Genomic DNA, 16,116 nt, shown 5'->3' with positions numbered 1-16,116 from the left:
GCCGGAAAAGGAGAGAAACAAATGGAAATGCCAAGGCAGAACCCGGATCAGAAATTACATGCGATCCGCAATGACACATCCAGAAGAAGGCATGGAAAATTAAAGATATTTTTTGGCTACGCTGCGGGGGTTGGGAAAACCTATGCGATGCTGCAGGCTGCGCATCAGGCAAAGGAGCGCGGGATCGATGTGGCAGCAGGCTACATAGAACCCCATGCACTTCCGCAGACAACCGCTTTGCTCAGTGGTCTGGAAAGCATTCCGGCCAGACAAATACAGCAGGGAGAAATTACGCTCCGGGAATTTGATATTGATGCGGCACTGAAAAGGAATCCGCAGTTGATATTGGTGGATGAGTTTGCGCATACCAACGCAGAAGGCAGCCGCCACGCCAAACGTTATCAGGATGTGGAGGAATTATTGAATGCAGGCATTGATGTTTACACAACCGTCAATGTCCAGCATATTGAGAGTCTGAACGATACCGTTGCCTCTATTACCGGAATTATGGTCCGGGAACGAATCCCGGACTCTGTTTTTGATCATGCGGACCAGGTGGAACTGGTGGATATAGAACCTGAGGAATTGCGGGAACGGCTGGCAAACGGGAATGTTTATCAGGAGAAACAGACAGAGCATTCCGCGTCTGATTTTTTTACGGTGGAAAATCTGACTGCGCTGCGGGAAATCGCCCTGCGGCGCTGCGCTGACAGAGTGAACCTTTTGACGGAAAGCGCCAGGATCCAAAGCCGGAGCGATTATCATACCGATGAGCATATCCTGGTTTGCCTTTCCTCTTCACCATCCAATGGAAAAATAATCCGTACGGCGGCGAGGATGGCAAGGGCGTTCCGGGGAACCTTTACCGCGCTTTTTGTGGAAACGCCCGGTGCTGGTGCAATGAATGAAAATGACGAAAAAAGACTGCGGGAGAATATGCGTCTGGCACAGCAGCTTGGCGCAGCCATTGAAACTACCTATGGAGAGGATGTCCCCTATCAGATCGCGGAATTCGCAAGGCTTTCCGGTGCTTCCAAAATTGTGATCGGCCGCAGTACGGCAACCAGAAAAAGCATTTTCAGCAAACCGACGCTGACGGAACGCTTGATTGCGACGGCCCCGAATCTGGATATTTACGTGATTCCGGATGCTGATTCCAGGAACAAATACCGGGCTGGAAAAATAATAATGTCCGAAGCGATGCCTGTACGGGATATCAGGAAAAGCATCCTGGTTTTGCTGGCAGCAACATTGATCGGTTATGCTTTTTATTCTTTTGGTTTTACAGAGGCAAATATCATTGCCGTTTATATTTTCGGGGTTCTGGTCACCTCGATCCTGACGACGAACCGGCTCTGCGGACTTGTAACTTCCATCGTAAGTGTGCTGGTATTTAACTTCTTTTTTACAGTTCCGCGTTTTACGTTTCATTTTAATGATCCGGATTATCCGGTGACCTTTACGATTATGTTTATGATCGCATTTTTGACAGGCTCCCTTGCAACAAAACTGAAGGAAAACGCAAAGAGATCGGCTCAGTCAGCATTTCGGACTAAAATTCTGTTTGAAACGAACCAGCTCCTTCAGAAGGAAAAGGATGGCCCGTCTATTTTAAAGGCAACAGCGGGGCAGCTTACCAAGCTGCTGGAAAGAGATCTGGTCATATATCCCTGTAAAGAAAAGAATCTGGTGTCTCCAAGTATTTACCGGACAGCAGGCAGTGACGAGTGTAATCTGGTCTCGGAGAAGGAAAGAGCTGTTGCAAACTGGGTTCTTCGGAATAATAAACATGCTGGTGCAACTACTGATACCCTGTCAAATGCCAAATGCCTGTATCTGGCAATCCGGGTTAATCAGCAGGTTTATGGTGTGGTGGGGATCGCTATGGGCGAGGATCCGTTGGATTCCTTCGAAAACAGTGTACTTTTATCAATACTTGGAGAGTGCGCTTTGGCTTTGGAGAACATTGAAAATGCCAAGGCAAAGGAAGAAGCAGCAATCATGGCAAAAAACGAACAGCTTCGTGCGAATCTGCTCCGTACCATTTCCCATGATCTGCGTACACCGCTGACTTCCATATCCGGGAGCGCCAGCAATTTGTTGGCAAACTACCGGAAAATGGATGATTCCACCAGAGTACAAACCTTTACGGATATTTATGACGATTCCATGTGGCTGATCAATCTGGTGGAAAATCTGCTGGCGGTTACCAGAATAGAAGGAGGACAGGTGAATCTGCCGCGGTCTGTTGAACTGATAGATGAGGTAATTACAGAAGCGCTGCGGCATATTAATCGAAAAAGCAAGGAGCATTCCATACACGTCAGCTCTTCGCAGGAGCTGCTTCTGGCGCGCATGGATGCCAAACTTATCGTGCAGGTTATGATCAACCTGGTGGACAATGCCATTAAATATACGCCTGTTGGATCTCATATTGAGATTCACACAGACAAGAAGGATAAATGGATCGTGGTATCTGTTTCTGACAATGGTCCGGGAATTCCGGACGATCAGAAGGAACGGATCTTTGAAATGTTTTACAGCGGAGCAGATAAAATCGCAGACAGCCGCAGAAGCTTGGGATTGGGACTGGCTTTGTGCAAGTCCATTGTCACGGCTCACGGGGGCAGTATTTCAGTGGAAAATAACCAGCCGAAAGGCACTGTTTTCACATTCACATTACCAGCAGGGGAGGTCGAATTGAATGAATAAACCGTTGATATTAGTTGTGGAGGACGATCCTCCGGTACGAAATCTGATCACAACAACCTTGAAGACAAATGATTACCGTTATTTAGTTGCAGCCAACGGAGAGGCAGCTATTTTAGAGGCTTCTTCCCATAACCCGGATATTGTCCTGCTTGATCTGGGACTGCCGGATATGGATGGGGTGCAGGTGATCCGCAATATCCGGTCCTGGTCCAATCTTCCTGTCATCGTCATCAGTGCAAGGAGTGAGGATAGTGATAAGATAGAGGCTTTGGATGCCGGGGCGGATGATTATTTGACAAAGCCATTTTCTGTGGAAGAATTGCTGGCAAGGCTGCGGGTGACACAGCGCAGGCTTTCTATTATGACTGCCGAAATGCTGACCTCCAACTCCACTTTCGTGAATGGAAAGCTTCGGGTGGATTATGCCGGAGGCTGCGCCTATCTCAATGACCGGGAGCTTCATTTAACCCCGATCGAATACAAGCTGCTGTGTCTGCTTTCAAAAAATGTGGGGAAGGTATTGACCCATACCTTTATAACACAAAATATCTGGGGGAGGAGCTGGGAAAATGATGTTGCTTCCCTGCGGGTTTTTATGGCAACACTCCGGAAAAAACTGGAATCAGAACCGGATTCTCCGCAGTATATCCAGACCCATATTGGAGTGGGGTACCGGATGATGAAGGTGGAATAAAAGAATCCTGCCCGGCGTAACAAAAGTCACGCCGGGCAGATATCGCTGGCACGTGTTTGATAATTCATTCCAGCATCAGATGCGGGAGTGCCGCAGGCACGGAGCATCTGACTTTCATCCATAGTGGTGTCTGCGTCAGCAGACATGTCAGTTTAGAGCGTGTTTGAAAATTCATTCCAGCCATCTGCACGCCCCACTTTGCGGTATATTTGTCTCTCATTCGGTCGGCGTAGCCCGCTACGCCTCTCTCATTTGAGCCAAATCTCCCACAAATTGTGACGCACATCTGGCTGAAAGCATTTTTCAAACACGCTCTAGGACAAAACCTCATTTTTTAATTCATCGCCCTTCATATAGGCATACGCATTATCGAGCGTTGTCTCCGCAATGTTGGTCAGTGCCTCTTCCGTGAAGAAGCCCTGGTGAGAAGTCATGGTAACGTTGGGGAAGGAGAGCAGACGCTGGCTCAGAGAGGTCTGCATAATGTGCTCCGACATATCTTCATACACGTAATCCGTTTCCTCCTCATACACATCTAATCCCACAGCGAAAAATTTATGGTCACGAATACCTGCGATCAGGTCGTCTGTTTTGATCAGACCGCCGCGGGAGGTATTTACCAGGATCACTCCATCTTTCATCTTTGCAATCGTAGAGGCGTTGATCAGGTGTTTTGTCTCGTCTGTCAGCGGGCAATGAAGGCTGATCAGATCACTGGACGCAAGCAGCTCATCCAGGGATACATATTCCAGAAAATCCAGGCTCTTATTCGGGAAAAGATCATAAGCGATCACCTTCATTCCAAATCCCAGGCAGATTCTTGCCATTGCCTGCCCGATTTTTCCGGTACCAATGATTCCGGCTGTCTTCTGATAAAGATTTACGCCCATCAATCCATTAAGGGCAAAATTATTTTCCCTGCATTTAATATACGCTTTATGGGTATGGCGGTTGGCAGTCAGAACAAGCGCCATTGCATGTTCTGCAACTGCCTCCGGAGAATAGCCCGGTACACGAAGGATCTTTATTCCGTATTTATGAACGGTTTCCAGATCCACGTTGTTGTAACCGGCGCAGCGCATCAGGATCAGCTTCACACCCTGACGGTTCAATTCCTCAATAACCCGGGTTCCCAGATCTGCATTTACAAAAGCGCAGATTGCTTCATAGCCCTTTGCAAGGGAAGCGGTCTCCACATCGATATTTGCCTCGATAAATTTAATCTCTATTCCGGGATAATCAGGTAAAAGCTTATCAAAAAACTGCTGGTCATAATTTTTAGTGCCGTAAAATAAGATATTCATAAACTTGCTCCTTTCTTGATCCGGTGTAAAACCGATGGTTACTTATAAGATATAGTTTATCTTCCAAATCACCGATATTATACAATATATAAGTGGAGAAAAAAAGTTAAATTTTTCTAAAAAAGGGAATTGTCGCCAAGACTGTATAAATCTTTATAAAATTCCGGATAAGAGATATTTACGCAGTCCCCGTTTTTAATGGTCAGGGTCCCGTCACAGATGGTTCCTGCAACAGCAAAGGACATGGCAATCCGGTGGTCTGAATGGGAATCAATTTCAGCACCATGGAGAGGCCTTCCGCCGTTTATGATCATCCCATCCTCTGCAGGCGTGATATCTGCGCCCATCCGGGCCAGATTTTCCGTCATTACTGCAATCCGGTCTGATTCTTTTACCTTCAGCTCCTGTGCATCCCTGATTACGGTCTGTCCGTCCGCAAAAGCAGCCATCACTGCAAGCATGGGGAGTTCATCGATCAGCGTTGGAATGATCTCTCCTTCGATCGTTGTGCCACGGAGGGTACTGGTACGCACCAGAAGATCAGCAGTAGGTTCTCCCTGGCTTCTCACATTCAGCAGCGTAATATCAGCCCCCATGGCCTGGCAGACACGGAGCATTCCGTCCCTGGTAGGATTGATTCCTACGTTTTTCAGAAGAATCTCACTGCCCGGCGTGAGAAGACCTGCGGCAATGAAATAGGCAGCAGAAGAAATATCCCCCGGGACAGTAACATCGCGGCATTCCAGAATGGGTTCAGGCTGGATAGATGCCGTAGTACCACTGGTTTTCACATGGGCTCCGAAGAAATTCAGCATCAGCTCGGTGTGATTTCTGGAAAGCACTGGCTCCGTCACGCTTGTCACGCCGTCACTGTACATTCCGGCCAGCAGCACACAGGATTTTACCTGTGCGGAAGCCACCGGAGAGGCATAGCGGATGGCATGAAGTTTTTTTCCTGTGATGCGCAGAGGAGCACAGCCGTTGCCTTTTATACTTTCTATTTCCGCTCCCATGGCGGTAAGAGGCGTCATGATCCGTTTCATGGGACGCTTCTGGATAGAAGCATCGCCGTTCAGCTCAGAAACAAAGTCCTGACCTGCCAGGATTCCGGAGATCAGACGGGTGGTGGTTCCGCTGTTGCCCACATCAAGGACCTCCGAAGGAACTGTCAGGCCGTGAAGTCCCTTTCCGTGAACCAGGACCTCATCCTGGCTGTTTTGGATATCAATTCCCATTTTACGGAAACAGGAAATGGTAGACAGACAATCTGCTCCTGTGAGAAAATGGGAGATTCGTGTGGTTCCTTTTGCCAGAGAGCCGAACATAACGGCGCGGTGAGAGATGGATTTGTCCCCCGGCACGGCCAGCTCTCCGCATAAACTGCTTTGTTTTTTTATTTCCATAATAAAATCCTACCGTTCGTATACAATATAGTTTCGTTTGCGGAGAAGAGCCGCACCCTGGTTCATGGCTTCCTCGTCATAAAATTCGATTTTCAGCACACCTTCCTCAAATTCCCGGTTGTGGATAATGCCGATATTTTTAATACTGATCTTTTCCATAGCAAGAATGGTGGCGCTGGTGGCAATGGCACCGGCTTCGTCCGCAATATCCAGGTAGAGAACGTAAGCCTTTTTGATGGCGCCGTTGTCCGCAACGTCAATGGAATCGCGGTAATCCCTGGAGCTTGCAAACATCTGGTAAATATAATCCGGATCGTGGTTGTCCACAGCACATCGGATCTGAATCAGCATACGGATGTAATCATCCAGTACATTGGAGATGTTGCTCTGGTTTTCCAGGCAGATCTGCTGCCACATGACAGGAGAGGAGGAAGCGATACGGGTAATATCACGAAAGCCTCCGGCTGCAATGGTTTTCATATACCCTGCCTCATTATCCAGGCTTTTTACAAGATTGACAAGTGCAGACGCAATAATATGAGGCAGGTGGCTTACTCCTGCTGTGATAAAGTCATGCTCATCCGCGGTGAGAACCATAGGAATGGCACCGATGGAACTGACCAGCTCTGTAAAATCAGTGAGCCGGTCCAGAGGAAGCTCTCCGCCGGGAGTGAGGATATAATAGGCATTTTCCAGCAACCGGTCACTGGAATACGGAAAACCGGATTTTTCCGAGCCTGCCATGGGGTGGCCGCCGATAAAGCAATGGTTCATGCCAAGGGCATCCACCTGTTCGTGGATGATTCCCTTTACGCTTCCTACATCAGTGATAATACATCCCGGCTGCCGGTTCTCCTTCAGGAATGCAAGATATTTTATGTTAAACTCCACAGGAGCGCAGAGAAAAACGTAGTCGCAGGAGCCAAACCGCGGATCCTTTTCTTCACATACGCCGTCTATGATATTGCTGCTGACTGCAGCGGCAAGAGTTTCCCGGTTCTGGTCAAAGGCAAGAAGATGATAATCCGGATGAAATTTCCGTATTGCCCTGGCAATAGAGCCGCCAATCAGTCCAAGTCCGATAAAGCCAATGGTTTTCATGTTCAGTAATGCTTCCTTTCCCGTCACATTTTATCTTTCTTTCAGTAAAAGTATGGAAATATTGTAAGAGATTCGGCAGAAAAAGTCAATTCCCTGTAAAAATGCTGAAAAAGCATCTGGATTTTCCGAAAAAAAGTTGTTAAAATTATATAAAATACTTGAAAGTTGTATAAGAATTTAGTAGAATATGAACATATTAGACAAACAGGGAGGTATTACATATGGACGTTTTTAGAACTGACCGAATCAGAAATGTAGTCCTATTAGGTCACGGTGGGGCTGGCAAGACAACTTTGGCAGAGGCAATGGCATATCTGGCAGGTTTGACAAACCGTCTGGGAAGAGTAGAAGATGGCAATACAGTCAGCGATTATGATAAAGAAGAGATAAAAAGACATTTTTCTATCACCACTTCCGTGATTCCGGTTCCGTGGCAGAAAAATAAAGTAAATATTCTGGATACTCCGGGCTACTTTGACTTTGTAGGAGAGGTGGAAGAGGCAGCAAGCGCAGCAGACGCAGCGATCATCGTTGTCTCCGGCAAGGCAGGGGTTCAGGTCGGTACACAGAAGGCATGGAATTTATGCGAGAAGTATAAACTCCCCCGTATGATTTTCGTAACCGATATGGATGTGGATGAGGTAAGCTACCGTAAAGTCGTAGAGCAGCTTACGGATCTTTACGGCAAGAAGATCGCACCGCTTCATTTCCCGATCCGTGAAGACGGCAAATTCGTAGGCTATGTAAATGTTGTGAAACAGGCCGGCAGAAAATATATTGACAAGGGTAAGAAGGAAGAATGTGAGATTCCGGAATACCTGAATGAATATCTTGAAAAATACCATGAGATCCTGATGGAGTCCGTAGCAGAGACAAGCGAGGAATTTATGGACCGCTATTTCGAAGGCGATGAATTCTCCGTGACAGAGGTATCGGCAGCACTGGCTACCAACGTTCAGGAAGCAAGCATCGTTCCGGTATGCATGGGATCACCGGTAAACCTTCGCGGCGTTTCCAACCTGCTTGACGATATCTGCGGATATTTCCCAAGCCCGGATAAACGATCCTGCAATGGTATTGCACAGAAGACAAATGAGATTTACGAGGCTAATTACGATTTTGCAAAAGCAAAATCTGCTTATGTATGGAAATCCATCGTTGATCCATTCCTCGGAAAATACTCTCTCATCAAGGTTTGCTCCGGTGTTATCAAAGGCGATGATACCCTGCTTAACGTTGAGAAAGGAACAGAAGAGCGTTTGAATAAGCTTTATGTTCTGGAAGGTTCCAAGCCGCTTGAGGTTTCCGAGCTTCACGCAGGTGATATCGGTGCTATTGCAAAACTTGTAAGCGTACAGACAGGCGACAGCCTTGCAACCAAGGCTCATCCGATCCTTTACCCGAAGGCAGTCCTTTCCACTCCTTATACTTATAAGAGATATAAGGCAGTCAATAAGGGCGATGAGGATAAGGTGGCACAGGCACTTGCAAAGATCATGAGCGAGGACAAAACACTCCGTGTTGTAAACGATGGCGCGAACCGCCAGAGTCTTCTTTACGGCATGGGTGACCAGCATCTTGACATTGTGGTAAGTATGCTGAAGGAACGCTACAAGGTCAGCGTTGAGCTTTGCAAACCGAAGGTTCCGTTCCGCGAAACGATCCGCAAGAACTCCGATGTGGAAGGCAAGCACAAAAAACAGTCCGGCGGACATGGACAGTATGGTCATGTGAAAATGCGTTTTGAGCCGTCCGGTGATCTGGAAACTCCATATGTATTTGAGCAGGTTGTAGTGGGCGGTGCTGTTCCGAAGAACTACTTCCCGGCAGTGGAAAAAGGTCTGCAGGAATGCGTTCAGAAGGGACCATTGGCTGCATATCCGGTAGTCGGCGTAAAAGCGACCCTTTATGATGGCTCCTACCATCCGGTAGATTCCTCTGAAATGGCATTCAAGATGGCCACCATCCTGGCATTTAAAAAGGGCTTTATGGATGCGTCCCCTGTTCTGTTAGAGCCTATCGTATCCATGAAGGTAACTGTTCCGGATAAATACACAGGCGATGTTATGGGCGATCTGAATAAACGCCGCGGCCGTGTTCTTGGTATGAATCCGGATCACAATGGAAATACTATTATCGAAGCTGATGTGCCGCTTCTGGAAATCTACGGATATTCCACAGACCTTCGCTCTGCAACAGGCGGAAGCGGAGACTATTCCTATGAGTTCGCACGCTATGAGCAGGCTCCAAGCGATATCCAGCAGAAGGAAATCGATGCCAGAGCAAGCCAGGCTGAGGGTGCAGACGACTAAAGATACGTAAGAAACAGATGTGTACGGCAGAGAATCTTGGATATAAGTCAAGATTCTCTGCCTTATTATTTCAGGAAAAAAGGAGAAAATATGCTGAGAAGAAAAGGAAAAATATTTGCGGTGATCGCAGCTTTGATCATTGCGGCTGTGTATTATTATGTGACTATTCCGGCAATCAACATTCATTCCAGCGGATTTTGGGGATTTATTCTGGCCGTGATGTTTTTGGTACTTTTACTCTATGGGGTGCGCCGGGTCCATTCCGTTGCGGAAATCAGACAGAGCAGAATACTGAAGCTGGGAATTGCGGCCATTGCGCTGGTGATCATTATTTACGCCCTGGGAACCCTGCTTTCCTCTCCGGTGATTAATGCAAAGAAATACCAGCAGCTTATTGAACCGGAGACCAGTAATTTTACAGAAGATATTGAGCAGATCAGCTTTGATCAGATTCCGCTTCTTGATAAGGATTCCGCACAGCTCCTGGGAAACCGTAAGATGGGAAGCATGGTGGAAATGGTATCACAGTTTGAAGTGAGTGATATTTATTCACAGATCAATTATCTGGGGCGGCCTGTGCGCGTAACGCCTCTGGTATACGCGAGTCCTATTAAATGGTTTACAAACATGAGAGAGGGTATCCCGGCATATATTACCATTGATATGGCAACGCAGAATACGGAGCTTGTAAAGCTGTCGGATGGAATCCGCTATTCTCAGTCCGAGTATTTCAACCGCTATATTTACCGCCATCTGCGTTTCAAATATCCCACCTATATCTTTGACCAGCTTAGCTTTGAACTGGACGAGGAGGGGACACCGTACTGGATCTGCCCGGTAAAAAAATTCAATATTGGTTTGTTTGGAGGACAGACGATCGGAAGGGTGGTGCTTTGCAATGCCGTGACAGGAGAGTGTACGGATTATAAGGTGGAGGATTGTCCGACCTGGGTGGACCGCGTTTACCCGGCGGATCTTCTGGTGCAGCTCTACAATTATCATGGAACTCTGAAAAACGGGTTTTTCAACAGTATTCTGGGACAGAAGGGATGTCTGAAAACAACAGAAGGCTTTAACTACCTTGCAATCAATGATGACGTATGGGTCTACACCGGGGTGACCTCTGTAAGCGGTGACCGCTCCAATGTGGGCTTCGTGCTGATGAACCAGAGAACAAAGGAAACAAAGTACTATGAGATTCCGGGAGCAGAGGAATATTCTGCAATGGATTCCGCGGAAGGCCAGGTTCAGAACCTTGGCTACCGGGCAACGTTCCCTCTTCTTTTAAATATTTCCGGGGAACCAACTTATTTCCTGGCGCTCAAGGATAATGCCGGTCTGGTGAAAAAATATGCTATGGTCAATGTGCAGAAATACCAGAACGTTGCAATTGGTGATACAGTTTCCGCATGCCAGAAGATTTACCTGACCATGATAAAGGGCAGCAGCGCCGTTCTGTCTGACGAAAATACAAAGACTGTCACCGGAACGATCAAAAAGATGGCACAGGGAGTGATTGACGGAAATACACATTATTATATTGTTTTGGAAAACAGAGACAACCTGATTTTTGATATCCCCATCACAGATTTTCTGGAGATTGTAAGGTACAGCGAAGGAGACAGGATCACCATTGCATATAATGAAGGAACTCCTGCCTGCACGGTGGTTTCCGTAAAGAGCGAAAAATAATTAAAATTTTTGTTGATTAAAGTGAGAAAGCGTGATATAATTGCAACAGTGTTTGAGAGATGAAGACAATTGTCCTCACAACAGAAACACAAAAAGGAGAGAGAATATGAAGAAAAAAGTGTTATCTGTTTTATTGACAGCAGCAATGGCTGTAACAGCAATGGCAGGAACTGCGGTGACCACATTTGCTGCTGATACAGTGAAAATTGGTGTTTATGAGCCGGCCTCCGGCGATAACGGTGCAGGAGGAAAGCAGGAGACCCTTGGTATCCAGTATGCAAACAGTCTGACACCGACTGTTGAAATTGACGGAACAGAATATGAGGTTGAGCTTGATATCGTAGATAATGAATCATCCACAGACAAAGGACCATCCGCAGCATCCACACTGGTGAGCGACGGCGTATCTATTGTACTTGGTTCCTACGGTTCCGGCGTATCCATCGCAGCATCCGATATCTTTAAGGATGGCGGTGTTCCGGCAATGGGCGTAACCTGTACAAACCCACAGGTTACCCAGGGAAATACCCATTATTTCCGTATCTGTTTCCTGGATCCGTTCCAGGGTACTGTTCTTGCAAACTTTGCAATGGATAACTTTGAAGCAAAGAAAGCATATGTGCTGACAAAACTTGGCGATGATTACAGCGCAGGTCTGGGACATTACTTTAAGAAAGCGTTCGAGGAACTCGGCGGAGAGGTGGTAGAGGAAACCTTCCCGGACGGAAACAGCGATTTCACATCCTACATCACATCCGCTAAAAATGCAGAAGCAGATGTATTCTTTGCACCGACTTCCACAGAAGCGGCCGCTTTGATCATTGAGCAGGCAGCCGCACAGGGTATGGAAATGCCGCTTATGGCTGGCGATACATGGGATTCAAACGTTATCCTGAACGCTGCAGAGGGTAAGGACGTACAGATTTATGTAACAACCTTCTATCAGGAGGGTGGTAACGAGGAATTCGATACCGGTATGAAAGAGTTTATCAGCTCCGATTCTACAAATAAAGCAAACAACGGCGGAGATGATACCATCGCAGCAGTATCTGCAATGGGCTTTGACGCTTACTATGTAGCTCTGGAAGCTCTGAAAGCTGCAGGCTCCACAGATCCGGCTAAGGTAAACGAGGCACTTTGGGATGTAACCTATGAAGGCGTTTGCGGCAAGGTTGAGTTTGACGACGAAAATGGTGATGCAGTCAGAGATACTGCATACGTAAAGACAGCTAACACAGAGACCGGCGCTTGGGACTTTGTTGGAGAGCAGGGCGTAAAATAAGCGAAAAAAATATGTTTCTGAGGGCGGGAGCAATTGTCCCGCCTTCTGAATTTTGATAATGAGGGAGGATTCCTATGGATTGGTTCAGCAGAAATCTGCCGTACCTGTTAGCAGGTATTTCCGTTGGCGGTCAGTATGCTCTGATAGCCATTGGTTATACCATGGTTTACGGTATTTTGCGTTTGATTAACTTTGCCCACGGTGATATTTTTATGGTCGCGGGCCTTATTATGGTTTATTTATCGGCATCTTTGCCTGTTTACATATCCATTCCCATTGTATTGGCGGCAACCGTTGTTATAGGTTTTTTGATAGAACGTGTAGCGTATAAGCCTCTTCGTCAGGCTCCGAGAATGTCCATCATGATCTCAGCCATCGGCGTTTCCTATCTGCTGCAGAATCTGGCTCTTTATATCACTGGCGGTCTTGCACAGCAGTATCCTGCAATTCCATGGGTCAGTGACACCATCCAGGTTTTTGGTGCTACCACAAAACGTGTAACAGTGATCACCCCCATCCTGACTATCATCCTTGTCATCGCCCTTGTTATACTGATCAAGCATACAAAAATCGGTATGGCAATGCGTGCGGCATCAAAAGATTTTGAGACATCCCAGCTAATGGGTATCAGGATCAACTCAGTTATCAGCATGACCTTTATCATTGGCTCCTTCCTGGCAGCAGTGGCAAGCCTCCTGTATTTTTCAAATTACACAGGCGTTGTGCCCACATCAGGCGCTATGCCGGGACTTAAGGCATTCGTTGCTGCCGTATTCGGCGGCATCGGTTCCATTCCGGGCGCTGTGATCGGAGCCTTTATCATTGGTATCTGCGAGAACATTATCAAGGGAATGGGAATGACTACATTCTCTGATGCTTTTACCTTTGCGCTTTTGATCGTGATCCTGATTGCAAAGCCGACCGGACTGTTCGGCGAGAAAGCAACCGACAAGGTTTGATAAGGAGGGAATGTTATGACAAAGAAAAAAGAAACCATCATAAACGTTGCCCTTATCGTCGGGCTGTTGCTGGTTCTTTACATAATGGAGCATGTGATGAGTCCCACTGCCATGATTTTTACCGTGCTGAAGAAGGGCGCTATTTATGCGCTGGTGGCAGTTTCCATGAACCTGTTAAACGGTTTTACAGGACTGTTTTCTCTGGGGCAGGCCGGTTTTATGCTGCTGGGTGCTTATACCTACGGCGTGCTTACCATTCCTGTGGAGCAGAGAATCAATGTATACCAGTATTTTGACGGCGGTATCATCCAGTTTACCGTTCCGGTTGCAGTTGCACTGGTGGCGGCTGGTATCGTGGCAGCCGTATTTGCCTACCTCATCGGACTTCCGGTGCTCCGACTGAAGAGTGATTATCTGGCCATTGCCACACTTGGATTTGCTGAGATCATCCGTGCCGTATTCCAGTGGGATATGCTTGGACCGCTTACGAACGGCTCCAACCTTTTAAGAAGCTATCCGACCTTTAAAAGCGTGATCTTTCCTTTTGTAGTTTCCGGTATCTGCATCGCCGTTATCATGATGCTGATCAATTCCACATACGGAAGAGCCTTTAAGGCAATCCGTGATGATGAGGTGGCGGCAGAGGCGATGGGAATCAATCTTGCCCATCATAAGAGGATTGCCTTTACGGTCAGCTCCTTCTTTGCAGGAATTTCCGGCGCGCTCCTTGCCATGTATCAGACTACCATTCAGGCATCCATGTTTAAGTCAGCCATGACTTATGAAATCCTGCTCATCGTGGTGATTGGCGGTATCGGTTCCGTGACGGGAAGCTGCATCAGCTCCTTTTTATTCATCACCTGTTCCGAGTGGCTGCTCCGTTTTCTGGACAATGATACCTATATCGGCGATTTTCATGTGCCGCTGCTCCGTTCCGGCTTCCGTAAAGTGGTATTTTCCATTATCATCATGATCATCGTGCTTTTCTTCCGGCAGGGTATCATGGGAACCAGGGAATTTTCCGTAAAAAGGATCCGTGATTTCTTTACAGGAAGATCCGGAAAGAAAAAAGCAGTAAAAGGAGGCGCCTCCAATGAGTGAACATGTATTAAAGGTTGAAAATGTGACAATGCAGTTTGGCGGCGTGATGGCAGTTGACAATATGAATATCATTGTTGACAAAGGGGAGATCGTCTCTTTGATCGGACCAAACGGCGCCGGAAAGACAACTGCTTTTAACGTCATCACAGGTGTTTACGCGCCTACAAACGGAGCTGTTTATTTTAACGATAAGAAAATTATTGAGAATCACCCTCAGGGAAAAATGAAAAAACAGTATCTGGGACAGAATGCCGGAAAGTATTCCCACGTACTTGCCCCGACACCAGACAAGATCACAAAGCTTGGAATAGCCAGAACCTTCCAGAATATCCGTCTTTTTAAAAGCCAGACCGTATTCGAAAATATTCTCATTGCCAAGCATTTGAGACGCACCAGCAATCTGTTTACCGCTACCTTCCATCTGAACGGTAAGGAAGAAGCGCAGATGCGGGAGGATGCGGAAAAGCTTCTTGAGATCGTAGGGCTTCAGGATCTGAGAAATGAGATGGCGACTTCATTACCATATGGAAAACAGAGACGTCTGGAAATTGCCCGTGCCCTGGCTACGAAGCCGGAACTGCTTCTTCTGGATGAGCCCGCCGCGGGCATGAATCCACAGGAGACAGACGATCTGACAGCCTTTATCGGAGAAATACGTGATAATTTCGGGCTTACGATTTTTATGATCGAGCATCATATGGATCTGGTCATGGAGATTTCCGACAGAATCTATGTTCTTGACTTTGGTAAACCTATAGCAGAGGGAATTCCGGAGGAGATTCAGAATAATCAGCGCGTGATCGATGCGTATCTGGGAGGTGCCGTAGATGAGTAATGTTTTGGAAGTAAAAGGACTTAGCGTGGCCTACGGCGGGATTCACGCTGTAAAAAATATCAGCTTCCAGGTGCCGAAGGGGGAGGTTGTGACGCTGATCGGCGCAAACGGCGCGGGAAAAAGCTCTACCCTCCGTTCCATCGTGGGACTTGTGAAGCCCTCTGCCGGAAGTATCCTGTTAAACGGCAAGGAGATTGCAGGAAAGACGGCGGAGAATATCGTATCCCAGGGAATTACCCTTGTGCCGGAGGGCAGAAGAGTGTTCGCCGACCTGACGGTTCTGGAAAACCTGAAGGTGGGAGCTTATCTGAGAAAGGATAATCTGGACGATGATATCAACTGGTGCTATGATCTTTTCCCAAGACTGAAGGAGAGGAGCTGGCAGCTTGCAGGAACACTGTCAGGCGGCGAGCAGCAGATGCTTGCCATCGCCAGAGCTCTGATGAGCAGACCGGATGTGATCATGATGGATGAGCCGTCCCTTGGTCTGGCTCCCATTGTAGTAAAAGATGTGTTTGACATTATCCGTGAGATCAACCGCCAGGGAAAAACCATTCTCCTGGTTGAGCAGAACGCGAATATGGCGCTTCATGCAGCACATCACGGTTATGTCATGGAAACAGGAACCATCACCCTTTCCGGTACAGGTAAGGAGCTGGCAGAAAATGAGTCTGTGAAGGCGGCTTATCTTGGGAAGGCAAAGAAAAAATAGCTGAGTCGT

At 47.3% G+C, this 16,116-nt stretch carries 12 protein-coding genes and 2 pseudogenes; 10 read left to right on the top strand and 4 right to left on the bottom strand.

The features are described from left to right. Positions 1-21: 21 nt before the first annotated feature. Positions 22-2,712 (top strand): ATP-binding protein, encoded by a 2,691-nt coding sequence (locus tag ACESZH_RS17215; protein ID WP_373217931.1) that lies wholly within the window; start codon positions 22-24, stop codon positions 2,710-2,712. Beyond that, a complete protein-coding gene (locus tag ACESZH_RS17210) occupies positions 2,705-3,406 on the top strand; it encodes a response regulator (RefSeq protein WP_373217930.1) in 702 nt (233 codons plus the stop codon). Before ACESZH_RS17215 ends, ACESZH_RS17210 begins: the two co-directional genes overlap by 8 nt. 64 nt (positions 3,407-3,470) lie before the next feature. On the opposite strand, the pseudogene ACESZH_RS17205 reads toward ACESZH_RS17210, so the two are convergent. Further along, a pseudogene (locus ACESZH_RS17205) lies at positions 3,471-3,653 on the bottom strand (DUF6783 domain-containing protein); the annotation flags it as partial. Here ACESZH_RS17205 and ACESZH_RS17200 point away from each other — a divergent pair. Next, positions 3,570-3,818 (top strand): annotated as a pseudogene (locus ACESZH_RS17200) (DUF6783 domain-containing protein). The pseudogenes ACESZH_RS17205 and ACESZH_RS17200 sit on opposite strands and share 84 nt — an antisense overlap. Here the strand turns inward: ACESZH_RS17200 and ACESZH_RS17195 are convergent. The 3 genes from ACESZH_RS17195 to ACESZH_RS17185 all read right to left on the bottom strand — a co-directional run bounded on the left by ACESZH_RS17195 (position 3,721) and on the right by ACESZH_RS17185 (position 7,214). After that, positions 3,721-4,710 (bottom strand): 2-hydroxyacid dehydrogenase, encoded by a 990-nt coding sequence (locus ACESZH_RS17195; RefSeq protein ID WP_373217928.1) that lies wholly within the window; start codon positions 4,708-4,710, stop codon positions 3,721-3,723. The pseudogene ACESZH_RS17200 and the gene ACESZH_RS17195 overlap by 98 nt on opposite strands. A gap of 116 nt (positions 4,711-4,826) precedes the next feature. Beyond that, complete coding sequence (aroA, locus tag ACESZH_RS17190) at positions 4,827-6,113, bottom strand: 3-phosphoshikimate 1-carboxyvinyltransferase (RefSeq protein ID WP_373219948.1); 1,287 nt, start codon at positions 6,111-6,113, stop codon at positions 4,827-4,829. 9 nt (positions 6,114-6,122) lie between these two features. After that, complete coding sequence (locus ACESZH_RS17185) at positions 6,123-7,214, bottom strand: prephenate dehydrogenase (RefSeq protein WP_373217925.1); 1,092 nt, start codon at positions 7,212-7,214, stop codon at positions 6,123-6,125. A 221-nt stretch (positions 7,215-7,435) separates the two neighbouring features. Between ACESZH_RS17185 and ACESZH_RS17180 the strand changes: the two genes are divergently transcribed. The 7 genes from ACESZH_RS17180 (at position 7,436) to ACESZH_RS17150 (ending at position 16,107) form a co-directional block, all read left to right on the top strand. After that, positions 7,436-9,526 carry an elongation factor G gene (locus ACESZH_RS17180; RefSeq protein WP_373217924.1) on the top strand — a complete coding sequence of 697 codons (2,091 nt, stop codon included), beginning with the start codon at positions 7,436-7,438 and terminating at the stop codon, positions 9,524-9,526. A 90-nt stretch (positions 9,527-9,616) separates the two neighbouring features. Beyond that, entirely contained in the window at positions 9,617-11,218 is a 1,602-nt protein-coding gene (locus ACESZH_RS17175; protein WP_373217923.1) for a CvpA family protein, read from the top strand. A 106-nt stretch (positions 11,219-11,324) separates the two neighbouring features. Then, positions 11,325-12,500, top strand: a complete 1,176-nt coding sequence (locus tag ACESZH_RS17170; protein WP_373217922.1) for an ABC transporter substrate-binding protein — start codon at positions 11,325-11,327, stop codon at positions 12,498-12,500. A 74-nt stretch (positions 12,501-12,574) separates the two neighbouring features. Then, entirely contained in the window at positions 12,575-13,459 is an 885-nt protein-coding gene (locus tag ACESZH_RS17165; protein ID WP_373217920.1) for a branched-chain amino acid ABC transporter permease, read from the top strand. 15 nt (positions 13,460-13,474) lie between these two features. Beyond that, a complete protein-coding gene (locus ACESZH_RS17160; RefSeq protein ID WP_373217919.1) occupies positions 13,475-14,560 on the top strand; it encodes a branched-chain amino acid ABC transporter permease in 1,086 nt (361 codons plus the stop codon). Then, positions 14,553-15,395 carry an ABC transporter ATP-binding protein gene (locus ACESZH_RS17155; RefSeq protein ID WP_373217917.1) on the top strand — a complete coding sequence of 281 codons (843 nt, stop codon included), beginning with the start codon at positions 14,553-14,555 and terminating at the stop codon, positions 15,393-15,395. The genes ACESZH_RS17160 and ACESZH_RS17155 overlap by 8 nt, the downstream gene beginning before the upstream one ends. Beyond that, positions 15,388-16,107: an ABC transporter ATP-binding protein gene (locus tag ACESZH_RS17150; protein WP_373217916.1), complete on the top strand. Its 720-nt coding sequence runs from the start codon at positions 15,388-15,390 to the stop codon at positions 16,105-16,107. Before ACESZH_RS17155 ends, ACESZH_RS17150 begins: the two co-directional genes overlap by 8 nt. Positions 16,108-16,116 lie beyond the last annotated feature (9 nt).

This window comes from Ruminococcus sp. 5_1_39BFAA (genome assembly GCF_964240875.1).
Taxonomy (GTDB): Bacteria; Bacillota; Clostridia; order Lachnospirales; family Lachnospiraceae; genus Blautia_A.
This window is presented reverse-complemented; position numbering and strand designations above follow the sequence as displayed.